The sequence below is a fragment of the Gammaproteobacteria bacterium genome (genome assembly GCA_016705365.1).
Lineage (GTDB): Bacteria > Pseudomonadota > Gammaproteobacteria > Pseudomonadales > UBA5518 > UBA5518.
In genome coordinates this window covers 122229-140768 of record JADIYI010000002.1, presented here as the reverse complement: position 1 = coordinate 140768, position 18540 = coordinate 122229, and the positions used below count along the sequence as shown (strand labels likewise).

Sequence of the window (18540 nt, the reverse complement as noted above, 5' to 3'; positions counted from 1 at the left end):
CGACTATAGAACGCACACGCGCCGCATGGAACCGGGCTTCAGAGGCTGAATACCCCCATCAGTGCCGCATGATCCGAGAGCTCCCGCCAGGGCCCGTTGCCGAGACACTGGCACGACACCGGCTGCACCCCGCGATAATAGATCCGGTCCACCGCGAACAGCGGTTGCCAGATCGGGAAAGTGCGCGCGTGGCCACCCTCGAGTTCCATGAACAATTCGTCGACGCCGAGGCTGGCGTGCAGATGGCGCTCGGCGCGCCGGCGCCAGTCGTTGAAATCGCCGGCGATGATCAGCGGCTCGTCGCGCGGCACATGCGACTCGATGCGCTCGCTCAGCACCTGCAACTGCCCGCGTCGTTCCTGCTCGAACAGGCCCAGGTGCACGCACAGCGTATGCAGGCGAAACCCGCTCTCGGGGACTTCGATCACCCCATGCAGGATGCTGCGACTGGCCCGCGGGAACCGCGCCACGTTGATGTTTTCCCAGCGCACGAACGGGAACTTGCTGAGGATCGCGTTGCCATGATCGCCCTTGCGATAGATCGCGTTGCGCCCGTAGGCGTAGTGCGGCCAGGACTGGTCGGCAAGGAACTCGAAATGCGGCCGGTCCGGGTAGGACGCCTGCTTGTCGGCGCCCTCGTCACGGGACTTTCGTCCGTGAATTTCCTGCAGGAATACCACGTCGGCACCGGTTTCCGCGATCCGCGTACGCATCGATTCCAGCACGAAGCGACGGTTGCCGCTACGGTAGCCCTTGTGGATGTTGTAGGTGAGGACCCGGATCTTCGCGCTCACACCGCTGGCCGCCCTGTTCCGTGGTGAATGACCGTGGTCTCCTGTCGCTGCCTCGGGTGCGCGATGCTAGCCAAAAGTGCCGCGGGCGGGCAAGCCCGGGCTCCGCAAAGGGTTCCGAAGCGCCTAGCAAAGAGTCTGCCAGAGGCGCCCCGGAAAAAAGTTTGCCACTACATGTTGTGTTTTGGGATCACCCGATTACACTGTATCTTGAGTTTTGACACCCCAAGACCTACAAATCAAGGCCATCCGGCCAACGGGCGTCTTTTCTCCCTGAACAGCATCCGAAAAATGCCCTCCCGCACCATGCCGGGTCATAAATCCAGCGAGGCATCCATGTCCATCGAAGCACTGAAAATTCGCAAGCCCAGCAAGACAACCGACGTCAGCGCCGCACTGCAACCGGCTTCCGAGGATATCTGGGATCGCAAGTACCGGCTGAAAGACAAGGCCGGAAACCCGATCGACGAGACCATCGACGGCACCTACCGCCGGGTCGCGAAAGCGCTCGCGGAAATCGAGACCGAGGACAAGCGCGAACACTGGTACGAGCGTTTCCTGTGGGCCTTGCGCAACGGCGCGATTCCCGCCGGGCGCATCACCTCCAATGCCGGCGCGCTGGAACACAAGCCCGCCACATCGACCATCAACTGCACGGTGTCCGGAACCATCGAGGACTCCATGCTCGGTATTCTCGAGAAGAATCTCGAAGCTGGCCTCACCCTGAAAGCCGGTTGCGGCATCGGCTACGAATTCTCGACCCTGCGCCCGCGCGGCGCCTATGTCTCCGGGGCGGGAGCCTATACCAGCGGGCCGCTGTCGTTCATGGATATATTCGACAAGATGTGCTTCACGGTGTCCTCGGCCGGTGGCCGGCGCGGCGCCCAGATGGGCACCTTCGATATCAGCCATCCCGACGTGGTCGACTTCATCCGCGCCAAGCGCGAGAACGGCCGTCTGCGCCAGTTCAACCTTTCGCTGCTGGTGACCGAGGAGTTCATGCAGGCGGTGGCCAGGGACGAGGACTGGCCGTTGTCCTTCCCGATCTCCGCCAAGGAAGTCGAGGACGGGGAATACGACTTCGACAACGCCGAGGAGGTGCTGTGGCGCCACTTCCCCCATAGCCGGGGCTATGTGGCGAACGACGAGGGCCTGGTCGCGTGCCGTATCTACAAGACCGTGAAGGCACGCAAGCTGTGGAATGTCATCATGATCTCCACCTACGACTTCGCAGAGCCGGGTTTCATCCTGATCGACAAGGTCAACGAGTTGAACAACAACTGGTTCTGCGAGGATATTCGTGCCACCAATCCCTGTGGCGAACAGCCCTTGCCACCTTACGGCAGTTGCCTGCTCGGATCGATCAATCTCACCCGCTTCGTGCATGCGCCGTTTCGCGAGGAAGCGAGCTTTGACTGGCAGTCGTTTCGCGAGGTCGTTGCAATATTCACCCGCATGCTCGACAACGTCGTCGAGATGAGCGGGTTGCCGCTCGAGCAGCAACGCCACGAAATCGAGCACAAGCGCCGCCATGGCATGGGCTTTCTCGGACTGGGTTCGACCCTCACGATGCTGAAGATGAAGTACGGCAGCGCCGAGGGCGTGGAATTCACCGAACGTGTATCGCGCGAACTCGCGGTGACGGGCTGGAAGACAGGCCTCGAGCTGGCGCGGGAAAAAGGCGCTGCGCCGATCATGGACGAAGAATTCACCGTGACTGCGGAAATGCTCGCAAAACGCCCGGAAATGGCCCGCGACGGACACAGGATCGGCGACCGGCTCAAGGGCAGCGTGCTGCACGCCCGCTACAGCCGTTACATGCAGCGCGTCGCGGAGGTCGAGCCGGAACTGGTGGTGGCGCTGGCCAGGGAAGGTTGCCGCTTCACGCACCACTCATCGATCGCCCCCACCGGCACCATCTCGCTGTCGCTCGCCAATAACGCCTCCAATGGCATCGAGCCGAGCTTTGCGCACCAGTACGCGCGCAACGTGATTCGCGAGGGCAAGAAATCCAAGGAGAAAATCGATGTGTTCTCCTATGAACTGCTCGCCTACCGGGAACTGGTCAATCCGCGCGCCACGCCATATTCGAATGATCCGGACGAACAATTGCCCGAGTACTTCGTCACCAGCGAGGACATCGCACCGAAACAGCACGTCGATATCCAGGCCGCTTCACAGAAGTGGATCGACTCCTCGATATCGAAGACCATCAATGTGCCGACGGATATCCCGTTCGAGGACTTCAAGGACATCTATTTCTACGCCTACCAGAATGGGCTGAAAGGTTGCACCACGTTCCGCTTCAACCCCGAGGCGTTCCAGGGCGTGCTGGTCAAGGACAAGGATCTGGAAAAAACCATCTACCAGTTCAAGCTGGAGGACGGCACGACGGTCGAGCTGAAGGGCAACGAGGAGGTCGAGTACGACGGCGAATTGCACAGCGCCGCGAATCTCTACGATGCCATGAAAGAAGGTTATTACGGCAAATTCTGAGGAGTACGCGTCATGTCGGTCAAGATTGCAAAACGTATCGTGGGCTACAAGGTGATGGAAGCCGTACCCGAGAAGCCTCCGGTGGCCGAGGATCTCGAGCGCGCCATCGAGAAGATGAACGAGAATGTCTCGCGCCCGGAAACGCTTCCCGGTGCGACCTACAAGATCAAGACGCCGCTGTCGGAACACGCGCTCTACATCACGATCAACGATATCGTGCTGAACGAGGGCACCGCGCACGAGCAGCGCCGTCCCTACGAGATTTTCATCAACTCCAAGAACATGGACCATTTCCAGTGGGTCATCGCCCTGACCCGGGTGCTGTCGGCCGTCTTCCGCAAGGGCGGTGACTGCACCTTTCTGGTCGAGGAACTGAAAGCGGTATTCGACCCCAAGGGAGGCTATTTCAAGCGCGGCGGGCGCTTCATGCCCTCACTGGTCGCGGAAATCGGCGAGTGCATCGAGAAGCATCTGATCGACATCGGCATGCTGCAACCGCCGGAACTCAGCGAGCACCAGAAACGCCATATCGAGGAAAAACGCGTCCAGTTCGAAACCAGGGCAACACCGCCGCCCGCAACCGAGGAACGCAACCCCTACCCGGCCGGCGCGCAGCTGTGCAACAAGTGCATGACCAAGGCCATGATCATGATGGATGGCTGCATGACCTGCCTCAGCTGCGGCGATTCGAAGTGCGGCTGAGCCTGCCGGTCGATGCGGGAGGGAGCACGCAACGACGCTACTGCCATTGCAGCCTGCAGAGCAGCCAGTCGCCGTCGTCGAGGCACCACTCGCCGCTCGGCCGATAGCGCCTGCCCTCCTCGGGCAGTGCGCCAGGCGTGGGCAAAATTCCCCACCCCGCATCGACTCGTCCGCGCAGCCATGGCGCGCCCATGATACCCATTCGTCGGGCAGCAAATGTTGGCCCAATCGACACGCGCCACCTACAATACGCAGTTGTCCACACGCCAGTCGAAATTCCCTTGATGCCCGCATCCGCTCCCCGCCAGATCGTGACACGCTGCATCCGCCACATCCTTGCCGGTCTGGTACTGGCGCTGTACGCGATACTGTTTCCGTCCGTCTCGCACGCCGCCGATACGGCTCTCGCGGCAGAAGCGGAGCCGCCGCCCGCGAGTCCCGGAACAGCAGAGGTTCCGCGCCGCCGGGCACGCAATGTCGATCTCGACGAGCCCGTGAGCGATCTGTTGCTCGACGATTTCGACGAGGCATTCGATCGCCAGGTCGAGCACGAGTCGGATGAAGCCCGGAACGCAACGATCGAGACCCTCGACGATATCAATGTCGCGGTACTGGCCGAGCCATCCATACCGCCGTTCGTGATGCTCGGCACCGAGGTGCAGCCCGGTACCGCGGCGCGTCTTGCCTGGCAGCCCGACGAGTCTTTCGACGGCATCGCGGTGGCAACACCCGTGCTGGTGGTAAACGGTACCCGGAGCGGATCCGTACTGTGTCTCACGGCCGCTGTTCACGGCGATGAACTCAACGGCATCGAGATGGTCCGCCGCGTACTCTACGACCTCGATCCAAAACAGTTGAAGGGCACCGTGGTCGGGGTGCCGATCGTCAACCTGCTCGGCTTCAAGCGCGGCTCGCGCTATCTTCCCGACCGGCGCGACCTGAACCGCCATTTTCCGGGCAACCCGAGTGGCAGCTCCGCCTCGCGCATAGCCGATTCCTTCTTCCGTGAAATCCTCAGCAGTTGCACGCTGCTGGTGGATCTGCACACCGGTTCGTTCTATCGCGCCAACCTGCCGCAATTGCGTGCCGATCTGCGCAACCCCGAGGTTGTCACGCTCGCCGAAAGTTTTGTTTCCATCGCGATCGTGCACAGCCCGGGCGCCAACGGCAGTCTGCGTCGGGCCGCAACCGAAGCCGGGATTCCGAGCGTGACGCTGGAAGCCGGAGAACCGATGCGTCTGCAAACCGATGAAGTGGAGCACGGTGTGCGCGGGATCTTCGCCCTGATCGACCAGCTCGGCATGTACCGTAAACTGCGTGTCTGGGGGAACCCGGTTCCGGTGCATTACCAGTCGCGCTGGGTCCGCGCCGACGATGGCGGCATCCTGTTCGGCAAGGTGCAGCTTGGCGAGAGTGTCAAGAAAGGTGACCTGCTCGGCAGCGTCACCGATCCGATCACCAACCTGCGGGCCGACATTCTTTCTCCCTATAACGGTCGGCTCATCGGCATCGCGGTGAACCAGGTCGTGCTACCGGGTTTCGCCGCATTCCATATCGGAATCGAGACCCGCGCCGAGGATCTGTATGAGCCGGAGGCGACGGAAAAGCAGTCACCCGACTCGCAAGCGCCGCTACCAAGAGAGCAGATCGAATACGACCCCGATGCACGTGACAGTCTCGAGGATTCCTGAATGAAAGGGCAAGCACGATGAACCAGCTCGAACAATTACGCGGCATGACGACCGTGGTTGCGGACAGCGGCGATATCGAATCGATTGCCGTACAGCGTCCGACGGACGCCACCACCAACCCCTCGTTGTTGCTGCAGGCGGCGCAGATGCCGGCCTACCTGTCGCATGTCGACGAGGCACTGAATTACGCCGCACGCGCCGGCAGCGACGCGGCGATACGCGAGTCCATCGCGATGGACCGGCTGGCAGTGAATTTCGGATCGGCAATACTCGCGCTGATTCCGGGGCGCGTCTCGACCGAAGTCGACGCACGGCTTTCCTTCGACCAGGACGCGACCGTCAAACGCGCCGAGCGCTTGATCGGCCTCTATGAGGATGCCGGCATTCCCGCGTCCCGGGTGCTGATAAAGATCGCCGCCACCTGGGAGGGCATCCGGGCCGCGCAACGCCTGGAGCGCAACGGAATCCGCTGCAACCTGACGCTGCTGTTCGGTTTCGGCCAGGCCCTGGCCTGCGCCGACGCCGGCGTGACGCTGATTTCGCCGTTCGTGGGCCGTATTTTCGACTGGTACCGCAAGCACGAAGGCCGCGACAGTTATCCCGCGCACGAGGATCCCGGGGTTGTTTCCGTCACGCGGATATACAACTATTACAAGAAACACGGCTATCCCACCCAGGTAATGGGTGCGAGTTTTCGCAACGTCGAACAGATCCGCGCGCTGGCCGGAAGCGACCTCCTGACCATCGCGCCGGCGCTGATGGCGGAACTCGCCGCCATGGACGGGGAGTTGCCGCGGCGGCTGGATCCGGCCAACGCCGCCGCCACGGCACTGCCACGGCTGTCGCTCGACGAAAGCGCGTTTCGCTGGCAGCTCAACGAGGATGCCATGGCCACCGAAAAGCTTGCCGAAGGAATCCGCAAATTTGCCGATGACACGCTCGCGCTGCAAGCGTTTCTGCACGCACGCAGCAGCGCCTGATTATGCTGAGTTGCCCGGGCATCGTGCACGACACCTGACCGACGCATCGACCTGGCGCTCTCCTCGCTCATCATGTCGCGGGTGGGTTCGCACACGGGAATCCATGCTCGGTCACAAATTGCCGATCATTCCCGGCATGGCTGCCGCAGTGGACATCATGACCGGTCGCAAAAGCGTGCTAAGCTACTTGTCCAAATCCGTATTGCGCGCCCGCCAGAACGCCCTGACCGACGATGACCGATATTGTCCTGATTTCTCCCGATCCGGAAGTTCTGAAGCGATGGGCGCAGGCTTTTCCGGCTGCGCGCAGCTTTGGCCACATCGATTCGGCTAGCCCATCGATACCGCAGGCGACAAGCGTCTGGCTGCACCTTCCCCACGATAAAAGCGAGGCCCTGACGCTGGTCGGCGAACTGAGCGCCCGGCTGGATGCTGCCCGGCTGGTGGCATTGTCGGATACACCCTCGGCCGAACAGGCGCTTGCGCTGATGCAACACGGCGTGGTGGGATATTGTCATTCGCATGCCGGCCCGGCAATGCTGCAGCAGGTTGCCACGGTGATCGGCAACCAGGGTTTGTGGGTCGGTCCCAATCTTCTCAGCCGCATGATTCACGCCTCTCTGGCCGCCGCGCCGCCGCAAGCACCGGCCAATGCGGCTCAATTGAAAGAGCTTTCGGTGCGTGAGCACCAGGTGGCCAGGTCCGTGGCACGTGGTGCGAACAACAAGGAAATCGCCCGCGAAATGGACATCACCGAACGCACCGTGAAAGCACATCTGAGCGCGATTTTTGTCAAGCTCGGGGTTCGCGACCGCCTGCACCTGGCCTTGTGGATGCGCGGTGCGGCCAGCGTGCGGACGCGCGGCCATCCCGGCGGGCACGATCAGAAGAGCTCGCGGTAGCGCTCGCAGTATTCGGTCATATGCGGCTGCACCGCGGTCGCATCGAGACCGTAGCGCCTGGCATCGTAACGGCGTTGCCCAGACTCCGCATACTGCGGGTTGCTGCGCAGCCACGACTGCATGCGCATGCGCGCATGCATCCCCAGCTTGCGACCACTGGCGCGGTAGATGGAGGCAAGGGTGTCGAGCGGGTTTGCGATCAGTTCGCGAAAGCCAACATCGATAACCGCTGCTCCGTGCTGCTCACGCCACTGGCCGAAACGCCGTGCGTAGCGAGATGCCTCATCGGCAACATCGCGCCCGCAGACAAGCGGATCGACTTCGTCGCTGTGTATCCTGCGCCGCGACTCGCAGCGGCTGGCACCGGCGGCGAGCGATTCCAGCGGCTCGCGGTGCGTCTGCACCAGGATGGCATCGGGAAACACTTCCTGCAGCGCTTCCACACCCCATTGATGAAACGGCGATCTGAGCACCCAGCTGCCGAGCACATTGGTCTGCAACAGCTGTAACTCATCGCGATACCAGTGATAGCTTTCGTTCAGGGGCTGAGCCCAGAACCAGCGTGCATAATCCGGCACCGCGTAATGCGTCAGAACCTGCGTGCTCATCAGGCAGCGATTGAAGATGGCACTGCAATCGCCCGCCTCCTCTGCGTCGAGCAGACGCGTACGATGCGCGTGGGGCTGCGCCGTGCTCATTAGCTCCAGATCATGCTGCGCCCGACCAATACGCGGGTTGCTGGCATAGCTATCGGTATCCGGGGGAGGCATTGGGTAGGAGAGTTCCCACAAGCGCGGCGCACGGTTGTCCTCGTCCTGGCACATCAGCTGGTGCAACAAGCTCGAACCGCTGTGCGGCAGTCCCACGATGAACAGCGGGCGCCGGATCCCGCGCTTCAACGACGCCGGATGCCGGCTGCGCGCCGCCTGTATTTCGAGCCGTTGCCTGAGAGCATGCTTGAGCAGGTTCGCGGCGCGAAGCTGACCGGACGGGTGCAGCGCGGCATCCCGGTTCAGACTCTCCACCAGTTGCTCCAGCGACTCGCTGACATCCTCGAACACTTCCCTGCCGACACCGGCTTCGTGGCACGCTTCGCCGAGAATCCGGCTCGACGAGAGCGAATTCGCCTCGCTATGTTTCATGACCCGCGCCTTCCCGTGGAGCGTGGCTGCATGGGCACTCGGCACGCGAGACCGGAGCTCTCAGAGATTGGCAGATCCACAGATTTCATTACGCGACGCGCAATGCGCGCGCGCAGCTCGAATTCGACCTTCAAAAGGGCATCGAGTCCAGGAGTCGCTGTGCGTCAGGGTTTGCAAAACGCTCGCTGTTGCGGCGAATGCACTGCACCACCTTGATCACGGGACTCGGCGTACCCTTGACCCGCACCTTGGCATGGGAGGCCATCCGGGAAGCACTGTCCTTGCTATCCGTTTCGACCAGCACCACGGCCGCGCGTTCGCCCTCGCTCAATACGTGGCAGGCATAGTCCTCGGCGGCCACCACACCGCTACCCAGCAAACAGCAGAGTGCGGCGGCGGCCAGAACGGGTCCTCGTCTGCAATCAGGGTTGCGCATGATCAACACTCCGTCGGTTGGATTTACCAGCATTCATTTCCCATGGTCCCCGTGGCCGTCCTGGCGCCGGATGAAGCGAGCGAGAAAGTCGTGCACTTCGAATCACCTGCCTGCGACTTGCCCGCCACCGGAGTGGCTGTCAACGTGAAGCAGCGGGTAATGACGCCGCAGGCGCCAACAGCGGCATCGACCGTGTAGTAACCTTCCGTCGAAACCGTCGGGTCGGTGCCAAATCCGAGATCCGTCATGTCCAATGTATAGGTCGAGCGGTCGAGGATGAACTGTTCCTGGCGGTTGGCCACGTTCATCAGCGCGTTCTTGGCGTCAATACGCCGCGACTTGCGGATCTGATCCTGGTAGGTGGGGTATGCGATTGTCGCAAGGATCCCCACGATCACCACCACGATCATCAATTCACCCAGGGTAAAGCCGCGCTCGCGTTTCATGCGCAATGCCTCCCTTCCGCCCTCGGCGCGCCGATCGGATCGCATCTCAGAACTCCTGGTTGTACCAATAGGAACCATAGGGATGTCCCAGTGCTGCCCCGGTATCGAGCGGGTTGGCCAGTCCTTTCACGCCACCGCCCGAAGGGAACAGCAGCCGGATCTTCTTGTCGCTGCCGAAGTGCGGTGCCGGGGTGTCCGGGATCAGCGAGCCCAGGGTGACCAGGCGATCGGCAGCTCCCAGCACATTGTCACCGGTGAAATCGGTCACCGCAGTGGCGTTGATCACGCTCAGCACATACAGCCTTCCGGTTCCGGGCGCCGGTTCGCAGATATTGTTAGCGCTGAGATCCGGCGAAAATGTCGTGAAGTAGGACTTGCCGGCGATGGTCAGCGAGCGCGCCAGCGCCTTCTCGCCGTCACCTGCGTTCAGGTCGATATACCAGCCGTGAGCGCCGCTCAGCGCGAGCATTGCGGCCGCCTTCTGCGGATCCGTGCCATCCTGCAAGTGGTTCAGCGTTGCGTCATAAAGCGCCGCATCCGTCAGCGGCAACACGCAGCGATAGTCGTCGCTGCCGCCACTGCAATCCGAGGCACTCGGGGCCGCGGTCGAATAGACCTCGATGCCGTTGTCGCGCAGCATGTACAGGCGGTCGTCGTTGTCGATCGAGTTCGGGTTGGTGCGGTCACCGCTACCGATCATCACCGCATCGAACGCACCGCTGCCATCGCTGGTGCGTACCACGTCGACCGCGCTGAAGAAACGCCGGTCGCCCGCATGCCCGTCTACGGACGCGGTATTCAACGTCGCCATCTTGGTGACCATCCACTTCGTCTGGCTTGCCGTCGGCCGCGAATTCCCCGGCATATCGATACGCCAGACATTGCCACCGGTGTCGGGTACGTAGATCCGGTCGGTCATTTCATCGCCGTTGCTGTCCAGCACCGCGACACCGGCCGGCATCGAATGCTGCATGCCGGTCACCTGCATGTTGGTGGCATCATTGGCTGCAGGCGTGACGCTCCAGATTTTTGCCCCGGTGACGGCATCGACGATGAACACGCCGCGTCCCTCGCTGTCGGCACCGGCGATGGTGTTCTTGTCGTCCTTGGTGGCATCGTAGCCAGCGGCAAAACCAGTACCGGCTTGCGCACACCACCACTTGCATAGCCCGGTATATAGGTCACAACCGGCACCGACCACGACTGCCCAAGCTCACCGAAACCCGAGGAACTCTTGTCGATCTGCCACAGGAATACCGGGTTGTCGGGATTCGAGATGTCGAGCGCATAGTAGGCCTTGCCGCCGCGGCGCAGACCGAAGTAGACGTACAACTTGTCACCCGCGGTGGAATCGATGGTGCCATCGTTGTTCAGATCCTTGCTGTAGAAAATCGGTGGCGAGTCGATGCCATAGACGTTCGGGGCGCCACCCTGGTTGTCACGCCGCTTCTCGAGCACCGCTGCCAGTTCCTTGGGGAAGAATGCCCAGTCCTCCTGGCCGTCGCTGTTGCCGAACATGTGCAGGAAGCCGGCGTTGGTGCCCACCACGATCCGCAGATCCGGATTGGAAGTGGTATAGGAGCCACGTGCACCATAATTCAGCACCAACGGACGGCCGTGCAGCATGTCACCGAGTATCCAGCCGCGGGTTTCGGTCTTGGTGCTGTCGGTATAACCACGCGCCCAGTCCAGTACATTCGTCAGCGCGGCCTGGTCGGGCACACCGAAGGCATTGAACAGCGCTGCGTCATCGGCCAGCCCCAGCGCACTGTGGGTGATGTTTGCCGGCACGAAATCCTGCAGCGCGCCACCGCTCCCGGTGTTGGTCTTGATCACGCGGGTCGCCGGGTCCTTCGCCGCCAGCAGTGCACCGACCCCGCCCTCGTCCACTGTCGCGCCGTCGGTGCCGGAACTCCAGTAGGTCCTGGCAGTATCCGCAATGCCACCGGTTGTGCCGTTTATCGCCGCCGCTCCGTCGGCGTCGACCAGCGTCGCCGTGCCACCGGAAATACTGATACCCAGCTTCTTGATATTACCGGGCCAATCGGTACCGTCGCGGGGCTGGAACATCGCGAAGAAGACTTCGTTGCGACTCTCGGTACGGGTAAAGGTATTCACCGCCACCGACGGCGAGGTGAACGAACTCGAGGTCGACAGGATCGAGGTGACCGCGCCATGGAACGCATCCGCCAGTTCGGTCGCGGAGTTGGCGGTGTAATAGAGCCCGCCGCCCTTGGCCGCGGCATCACTCAGCAGGGTCTGGTTGACCTGGAAGCCGATTGTATAGGTGATCGCCTTCTGGTCGCCGTTGTTCGCATCGCCATCGAGGTCGGTGGTGTACATATACTCGGCGATTTCAGGCAGGCAGTTCTTGGTGTTGCCATCACCATCGGTCGCGTACGATTTGCAGGTCTTTCCCGTAAGGCTTTCGATTGCCGAGTTGGCGTTGGTATCGCGGGTCGGCAGACCGTCCGTCATCAGGATCACATAGGTGTATTCGCACTCGCCCGCCGGCGAGATATAGGTGCCCGAGCTTTCGGCCTGGGAGTCCTTGGCCGGTGTGCGAGCGCCACCGTTGTTGCCATATTTAACCGTTTTTCCTGCCAGATAGCGGTATGCCTCGTAAGTGCTCTCACACAACGGCGTCCAGGTTTCCGGATCCAGGTCATTGACCAGTGTGACCAGGCTGCTTCGCTCGGCAGTCGACATATTCTCCTTGATACGGCGCACGATGCGCCCGCCATCGTCGGAATTGTTGGTGTTGTTGTAATTGAACACCGCGAGCCCGAAGTCGATTCCGGGGTTGCCGCTGATCAGCGTGGTCACCACATCCTGCGCCACCTCGATACGCGTGCGGGTGACCAGCGTGGTGCTGTAGTACCAGTTCATGTAGTTCGCGGTGTAGAAGCGATAGGTATTCCAGTCATCGTCCACCGATGTCTGGCGGTTACCGTAGGGACGCGGGTTGCTGGAGCGCGGATAGCCGTTGCCCGGAGCGCCGGTGCCGGAACCATTGCCATCTTCTTTGTCGCTCACGTCGGTTCGACAGTCCATATGCAAAGGCACCGGGGTGCCAGTCGACAGATTGCTCCAGGAAGTGGAACTCGATTTTTGCCACATGGCCGCCCGGTCGATGAAGTAACCGCCCGAATTCAACGGGTCATAGGAGGAGGCGCAGCGGTTCTTCTGTTCGTCGATGTATTGGCCGGTATTGGTTGGCGGCGGATTGCCACTGTTGCCGGATTGCCAGTACAGCCGCCCGCTCTGGATACCGCCCACCGCCGGATATACTTCCGCCGAATTGTATGCGGGTTTCTCCTCGGCAATCGTATCCATACTGCCCGAGTTGTCGAAGATGATCAGGACCTTGGGCTTGCCCGTATCGTTTTCGTAATTCGACCGGAAAATTTCCGTATCGTCGGCATGGATCGACGCGTTGCCGGCAAGCGCCGTGACCAGGCCAAGCGCAATCGCCCGTGCGAATGCACGGCCCCGGCTCCGCCCCACGGGCAGTGCCGAGTCTCTGTTGCCAATATGGAATGCTTTCAACACGGCCAACCTCCAGGCTTCACAGGGAAGCGTTGCCGATAACGGGTTTGACTATTCCTTCGTCCAGCTTCGTGCGCGCATCCGCGCTGGTATGCAGCGATTCGATCCGGTAGTGGTCGCAGTCGATCAGGCCCACGCTGTAGCCTTCCTCGAGTCGCGGACAGGTTGCTCCCTTGAGCTGCATCACGATGTTGACGTTCACGCTGCCCGCGCCGTCGTTCAACTGGTCGAGCGGAATCGAGCCGGCACCATTGAACGGGTCCGGTTCATCGTCGCCGGCAAACGGATCGGGGCCCGAGCGCACCAGGCTGAGGACCGCGGCAATACCCGCCTCCGCTGACTGGAAGGAATCGAAGGACTCCTGCATGTTCCCGACCATGCGCAACTGCAGCGCACCGGTGCTGGCCGCATAGACCCCGAGCACCGTGAGTATCGTAAGCAGGATCAGCGATATCATCAGCGCCACGCCCTGCTGGCGCGCCCTGCTGGCAAAGCGTCTCATTTGGTTCCCCGCACGAGCAGTTTGGAATTGCGCAGCGATACGTCGCTCTGGACCACGATGCGATGAAAGTTGTCGTTCGGCGCCGCCAGCGTCGTATTGCCGAGAGTGTAGGTGCGCTGATCGGTATAGCCGACATCGCGATCCGCACTGCGCACCAGCAGAAATACCTTCATGGAGGTCACCCGCGACCAGTCGATCGAGGTATCGGTGGAATCGAGGTAACGATCCGTCTCTCCGTCGCGGTCGCGGTCCTCTCCGATCATCACCCGCAGATTCTCGACACCTTCAACCACGTCTTCCGTGGTGATCGCCATGCCCGCACCATCCCAGCTCAGCACCTTGCGACTCAGTTGGGGTACATCGCCGGCCCGGATGTAGTAGGCCTGGAAGCGGTATTCCCATGCATTGCCGCGCGGAACCGCACCGCCCTCGCCAATGGATGGCACGGTACCCGCGCCGTCGAATATCCTGCCCGTGATGGGGTTGGCCATCACGTAGGTTTTCTGGCCATCGAGGACTCCCGGCATATCGATGGTGCCGTCATCATCGCCGGGATCGTCGCGCACTCCATCGCTCAGCGGGAATGGCCGTACCGACTTGATGATCACGACATCGGTGTTCGGCACGGCATCGACGATGCAACCGATTGCATTGCCCCCGATATTGGTGCGCGCCACGAACAGGTAATTGTTGTAGCCGTATGCCGCGCCGCGTCCGGTGCAATCGCCGGTGACCGCGGCCAGGCCGGTGCGACCCTTGAGATCCGCCGCGGGCACTTCGCCGAAAAAGCCTCCGAGCCGCAGGTCGGCGCTGAGCGTCTGCAGTGCAAAGCGAGCGTTCTCGCCCATGCGTGCAGTCCGCTCCGCTTCGCTGTAGGTGCGCTTGGAGACCACGAACAGCGAGATCGCGCCGGCAATCAGAAACATCCCGATGGCCATCGCGATCATCAGTTCGATGATCGACATCCCGCCGCTCTTGCGTCTGCTTGCAGAAATCATGGGAGGTCGCCTTCATCGATCACGTAGGTGTTCACCACGACCTGGCGCCGTGAAGCCAGCGTTCCGGCCGCGCCCGGGCCACAGATCTGTCCCGAGACGGCCACCGCGTCCGAGGTGTCCGTCAGGCCGCGCCAGCTCACGATCACCCGCAGCTTTCCGGTGTTCGGCAGCGATCCGCCGGCCGACTCGAACACGATGCAGCCGTGCGGTTCGATCAGTCCGCCGACGCTGTTCACACCGGCATCGCGAATTGCCGCCCCGTCCAGGCGCCGCTCCCATTCCCACAGATCCCACGCCGCCATCTGCGCCGTGGAACAGCTCTGGGCACTGCAATCCGTCGGCAGGGTGACTATGGTGCCGCCGCCGAGCGCGTTGGTACCGATGCCGGTGTGATAGGCCGCCGCGCTACCCGGATTGACGCGAATACGTTCAACCATGCCATCGGCCAGGCTGAGCGCCAGCGAGCGCTGCCAGGCCTGGTGCTCGGAGCGCTTGGTCACGCTCAGCAAACTTGCGATTCCCAGCAGGCCGATCGACAACACGAGCACTGCCACCATGACTTCTATCATGGTGAAACCGCGCTGCCGACGTTGCTGGAGTGTATTGCCGCACATAGGTTGCATCCCGTCAGGGGCAGTCGATATTGGTGCCGGCGGCGTCATCCACGATGCCGTCGGGACTGGAGTCCGTGTCGGTTGCCACGCTGACTCGCCCCGTCGCGGAGATGTTCAGCGCCCGGCCGTAGGTGTCGCCGCGCTCGTCGCAAAAGCGCATCGTGCCGCTCGATCCCGCGACCGCAAAACCCTGGCTGTTGAACCTGACGGTGGTCGCGCCGACAAAGGCGACATTGATCGTGTCCGGCACGCTGTTCACGCGCTTGAGCACGACGTCCCCGTCCCCGGTATTGACCGCTGCATTTCCGTTGACATCGAGAAATGAAATCCAGCCCGCCGACCATTGTCCATCGCAGGCGGTGCCGTTGCTGCTGCCGCATACCGTGACAACCGCGCGCTGGGTAATCGCTTCGGAACGCGCACTGGCCATAAGGCCCGACAAGGCATTGGCCTGGGCAACGAGGCGATTGTTCTTGATGATCTGGTTGAAACTCGGAACACCGGCGGTCAGGAGAATCAGCGCCAGCGCCAGCACGACCATCGTCTCGACCAGCGTAAATCCACGCTGTGGCCCCGAATCCGGTATTTTCGACTGTATTGACAACATCGTTTCAGAAAATCCGTTGTGCCTCGAAACCGATCACGTCCAAGCTCGATATCAGGATAGCAGCTCCCGTCGAATGCGCCGGCAATATCCGACGAACGGCGGATGGAATGGAATGAACGGTCCTGGATCGCGCGACATTTGCTCACGGCACAACCCCGGCGATACCTTTATCATGGCCAGCGCCCTGTCGCGGCAGCCCGGAACAGCACCGCATTGTTCCAAAGTACAGTATGCGAAACCGGAATCACGGCCTAGAATTTTATCCAGATTGGATAATAACGCCGAATTCCTGTTCGTCGAGGAGCGAGTTCCCATGCCCGCAGGCGTAATTGTCGGCACCCTGAAGTCCGTGACGGGCAAGGCATTCGCACGCGACGAAAGCGGCAACATCCGCCCGCTGCGCAGCGGCGACAGCGTTCACGAGGGCGAGACACTCGTTACCGGGCAGGGCGCGCGGGCCGAGCTCGTATTCGTGGACGCGAGCTCGCTGGCGATCGGTGAAGGCCGCACGATTTCCATCAGCCCGGAACTCTTGCTCGAAGGCGCCCCCGATGCCGCCGAGAGCTCCCTGAGTGCGAGCACGGTGGACGAGGTGCTCCGGGCACTGCCCAACGGCCAGAACCTGAGTGAAGAGATGGACGTTACGGCCGCCGGGCTGGGCGGCGCCACCGATGCACAGGGTTTTGTTCGTGTCCTGCGCATTGCCGATGGCACCGAACCATTGGCTTTTCGGTTCGATGGCACCAGCCGCGAGGCGAGTGAAGTTCCGCCAGAGGATGGATTGGGATTCGGCCCGACATCTCCTGCGTCGCCGCCTCCGCGGTGCCACTAGCGGGCAATCTCCAGAACGATCTTGCCGATATGCATGCTCGACTCCATCAAGGCATGCGCCGCGGCGGCTTCGGCCAGCGGAAAGACCCGATGAACGACCGGCCTGAGCCGCGCCGATTCCACCAGCGGCCACACGTTCTGCTCGACCGCGCTGGCCAGCGCGCTTTTGAAAGCCACGGAGCGTGCGCGCAGCGTGGAGCCGGTCAGCACCAGTCGCTTCAGCATCAACGGCATCAGCTCGAGTTCGATGCGCGAGCCCTGCAGGAACGCGATCTGGACGATGCGCCCGCCCACGGCCGCCGCCGTGATATTGCGCTGCATGTAGCCGGCGCCGACCATGTCGAGTATCACGTCCGCACCGTGCCCGTCACCAAAACCGCGCACCGCGGCCACGAAATCCTGCTCCCGGTAATTGACGGCCAGCTCCGCGCCCAGCTGCTCGCAGGCCCGGCATTTCCCGGCGCTCCCTGCGGTGACGATCACCCGCGCACCGCGCGCCCGCGCGATCTGTATCGCCATGGTGCCGATACCGCTGCTGCCACCGTGCACCAGCAGGGTCTCGCCGCGCGCGAGCGCACCTCGTTCGATGACATTGCTCCACACCGTGAACGCGGTCTCCGGGAGTGCCGCTGCCTCGGTCATCGACAAGCCGCGCGGCAGTGGCAGGCATTGTCCCGCGGGGACCACGACATATTCGGCGTAGCCTCCGCCCGCCACCAGCGCACATATTTCATCGCCCACGCGCCAGCGCTGTACCGCAGGGCCGATGGCAACGATCTCACCGGCGACCTCGAGGCCAGGAACTTCGGAAACGCCGGGCGGCGGCGCATAGAACCCCAGACGCTGCACCACGTCGGGGCGATTGACGCCGGCGGCTGCCACCCGCACCAGAACCTCTCCCGCGGCAATCTGCGGCAATTCGCCCCGTACCACGCGCAGCACTTCCGGGCCACCGAATTCACTGATCGAAATCTGCCGCATCTGCGTGCTCATTGCCCCCTGCTCCGTCGTGCCCTGATCAGGGTCCTGGCGCGTTGCCCGCGACGCTGCAGCATCGGCTGCATCCAGCGCGCCAGGCGCGGCAACAGACAGGCGATATCCGCCAGCACTCCGGACAGCACCGGCAGGCAGCGCTCGGCCTTGCCGTCGCGCACGCAGGCCACGATCCGGTCCGCGACCTCGGCGGCGCTCGACATCGGTTGCGAAAGCACGATATCCGGCACGCCCTCGATATCGTCCATGATGAACGCGGTATCGATCGGCCCCGGCGAAACCACACAGGCGCTGATGTCGCTGTCCTCGAGTTCCTGTGCCAATGACAGGCTGAAGCCGCGCAAACCGAATTTCGTTGCCGCGTAAACCGCCTCGTGACGCAGCGGAACATGACCGGCCAGCGAGGCTACGTTGATGATCGCACCCGCACCCGCGCGCCGCAGATACGGAAGTGCGGCGTGCGAGAGCAGCAGCGGTGCACGGAAATTGGTGTCGATCACTTCCAGCACCTGCGCACCGGAAAGGCTCTCCAGTGCGCCGCGATGATTGCATCCCGCGTTGTTCACCAGCACATGCAGCTTGCCGAAGCGCGCTTCGACCGCCGCGAACATCTCGTCCGCGCGCTGCACCTCGACCGCATCCCACACCAGCGTCATCACGCGCGCCGCAGACCCGAGCGTCCGTGCCGCCTCGGCCAGCGTCGCGGGATTGCGCCCGCTGATCGCGATATTGGCACCGAGCTGCAGAAAGCGCTGTGCCGTTGCCAGTCCCACGCCGGCCGAACCGCCGGTTATCAGCACCGTCTTCCCCGCGATATCCTGCATCTCGACCTCCTGTTGGCACACTGCATTGTGCCATAA

General features: G+C 62.4%; 19 protein-coding genes. 6 read left to right on the top strand and 13 right to left on the bottom strand.

The window, feature by feature from the left end:
• Positions 1-38 precede the first annotated feature (38 nt).
• Positions 39-794, bottom strand: coding sequence for an endonuclease/exonuclease/phosphatase family protein (locus IPF49_00840; protein ID MBK6286189.1), 756 nt, complete (start codon positions 792-794; stop codon positions 39-41).
• Positions 795-1127: 333 nt separating this feature from the next.
• On the opposite strand from IPF49_00840, the gene IPF49_00835 reads away from it, so the two are divergent.
• Together IPF49_00835 and IPF49_00830 are read left to right on the top strand one after the other, a co-directional pair.
• A complete protein-coding gene (locus IPF49_00835; protein ID MBK6286188.1) occupies positions 1128-3287 on the top strand; it encodes an adenosylcobalamin-dependent ribonucleoside-diphosphate reductase in 2160 nt (719 codons plus the stop codon).
• Between the two features lie 12 nt (positions 3288-3299).
• Positions 3300-3989, top strand: a complete 690-nt coding sequence (locus tag IPF49_00830) for an NrdJb (protein ID MBK6286187.1) — start codon at positions 3300-3302, stop codon at positions 3987-3989.
• Positions 3990-4026: 37 nt separating this feature from the next.
• On the opposite strand, the gene IPF49_00825 is transcribed toward IPF49_00830, so the two are convergent.
• Positions 4027-4182 carry a hypothetical protein gene (locus tag IPF49_00825; GenBank protein ID MBK6286186.1) on the bottom strand — a complete coding sequence of 52 codons (156 nt, stop codon included), beginning with the start codon at positions 4180-4182 and terminating at the stop codon, positions 4027-4029.
• A 91-nt stretch (positions 4183-4273) separates the two neighbouring features.
• Here IPF49_00825 and IPF49_00820 point away from each other — a divergent pair, with 91 nt between their 5' ends.
• From IPF49_00820 to IPF49_00810, 3 genes are all read left to right on the top strand, one after another.
• Positions 4274-5680 carry a succinylglutamate desuccinylase/aspartoacylase family protein gene (locus IPF49_00820; GenBank protein MBK6286185.1) on the top strand — a complete coding sequence of 469 codons (1407 nt, stop codon included), beginning with the start codon at positions 4274-4276 and terminating at the stop codon, positions 5678-5680.
• Positions 5681-5697: 17 nt separating this feature from the next.
• Positions 5698-6660, top strand: a complete 963-nt coding sequence (tal, locus tag IPF49_00815) for a transaldolase (GenBank protein MBK6286184.1) — start codon at positions 5698-5700, stop codon at positions 6658-6660.
• Between the two features lie 233 nt (positions 6661-6893).
• Positions 6894-7562: a response regulator transcription factor gene (locus IPF49_00810; GenBank protein MBK6286183.1), complete on the top strand. Its 669-nt coding sequence runs from the start codon at positions 6894-6896 to the stop codon at positions 7560-7562.
• On the opposite strand, the gene IPF49_00805 is transcribed toward IPF49_00810, so the two are convergent.
• From IPF49_00805 to IPF49_00765, 9 genes are all read right to left on the bottom strand, one after another.
• Positions 7544-8704, bottom strand: a complete 1161-nt coding sequence (locus tag IPF49_00805) for a sulfotransferase (GenBank protein MBK6286182.1) — start codon at positions 8702-8704, stop codon at positions 7544-7546. The two genes, IPF49_00810 and IPF49_00805, sit on opposite strands and share 19 nt — an antisense overlap.
• A 130-nt stretch (positions 8705-8834) precedes the next feature.
• The gene (locus tag IPF49_00800; GenBank protein MBK6286181.1) at positions 8835-9140 is read right to left on the bottom strand and encodes a hypothetical protein; all 306 of its coding nucleotides are present in this window, start codon (positions 9138-9140) and stop codon (positions 8835-8837) included.
• Between the two features lie 23 nt (positions 9141-9163).
• Entirely contained in the window at positions 9164-9586 is a 423-nt protein-coding gene (locus tag IPF49_00795) for a type IV pilin protein (GenBank protein ID MBK6286180.1), read from the bottom strand.
• A gap of 46 nt (positions 9587-9632) precedes the next feature.
• Positions 9633-10646, bottom strand: a complete 1014-nt coding sequence (locus IPF49_00790; GenBank protein MBK6286179.1) for a hypothetical protein — start codon at positions 10644-10646, stop codon at positions 9633-9635.
• Positions 10565-13138, bottom strand: coding sequence for a hypothetical protein (locus IPF49_00785; protein ID MBK6286178.1), 2574 nt, complete (start codon positions 13136-13138; stop codon positions 10565-10567). Before IPF49_00785 ends, IPF49_00790 begins: the two co-directional genes overlap by 82 nt.
• 16 nt (positions 13139-13154) lie before the next feature.
• Positions 13155-13637 (bottom strand): hypothetical protein, encoded by a 483-nt coding sequence (locus IPF49_00780; protein ID MBK6286177.1) that lies wholly within the window; start codon positions 13635-13637, stop codon positions 13155-13157.
• Complete coding sequence (locus IPF49_00775) at positions 13634-14635, bottom strand: PilW family protein (protein MBK6286176.1); 1002 nt, start codon at positions 14633-14635, stop codon at positions 13634-13636. Before IPF49_00775 ends, IPF49_00780 begins: the two co-directional genes overlap by 4 nt.
• A complete protein-coding gene (gene pilV / locus IPF49_00770; GenBank protein MBK6286175.1) occupies positions 14632-15249 on the bottom strand; it encodes a type IV pilus modification protein PilV in 618 nt (205 codons plus the stop codon). The genes IPF49_00775 and pilV overlap by 4 nt, the downstream gene beginning before the upstream one ends.
• Before the next feature lie 13 nt (positions 15250-15262).
• Positions 15263-15856, bottom strand: coding sequence for a GspH/FimT family pseudopilin (locus tag IPF49_00765; protein MBK6286174.1), 594 nt, complete (start codon positions 15854-15856; stop codon positions 15263-15265).
• Between the two features lie 112 nt (positions 15857-15968).
• Between IPF49_00765 and IPF49_00760 the strand changes: the two genes are divergently transcribed.
• Complete coding sequence (locus IPF49_00760; GenBank protein MBK6286173.1) at positions 15969-16688, top strand: retention module-containing protein; 720 nt, start codon at positions 15969-15971, stop codon at positions 16686-16688.
• Here IPF49_00760 and IPF49_00755 read toward each other — a convergent pair.
• Together IPF49_00755 and IPF49_00750 are read right to left on the bottom strand one after the other, a co-directional pair.
• Positions 16685-17668 (bottom strand): NAD(P)H-quinone oxidoreductase, encoded by a 984-nt coding sequence (locus IPF49_00755; GenBank protein ID MBK6286172.1) that lies wholly within the window; start codon positions 17666-17668, stop codon positions 16685-16687. The genes IPF49_00760 and IPF49_00755 overlap by 4 nt on opposite strands.
• A gap of 8 nt (positions 17669-17676) precedes the next feature.
• The gene (locus IPF49_00750) at positions 17677-18504 is read right to left on the bottom strand and encodes an SDR family oxidoreductase (GenBank protein MBK6286171.1); all 828 of its coding nucleotides are present in this window, start codon (positions 18502-18504) and stop codon (positions 17677-17679) included.
• Between the last annotated feature and the right edge of the window lie 36 nt (positions 18505-18540).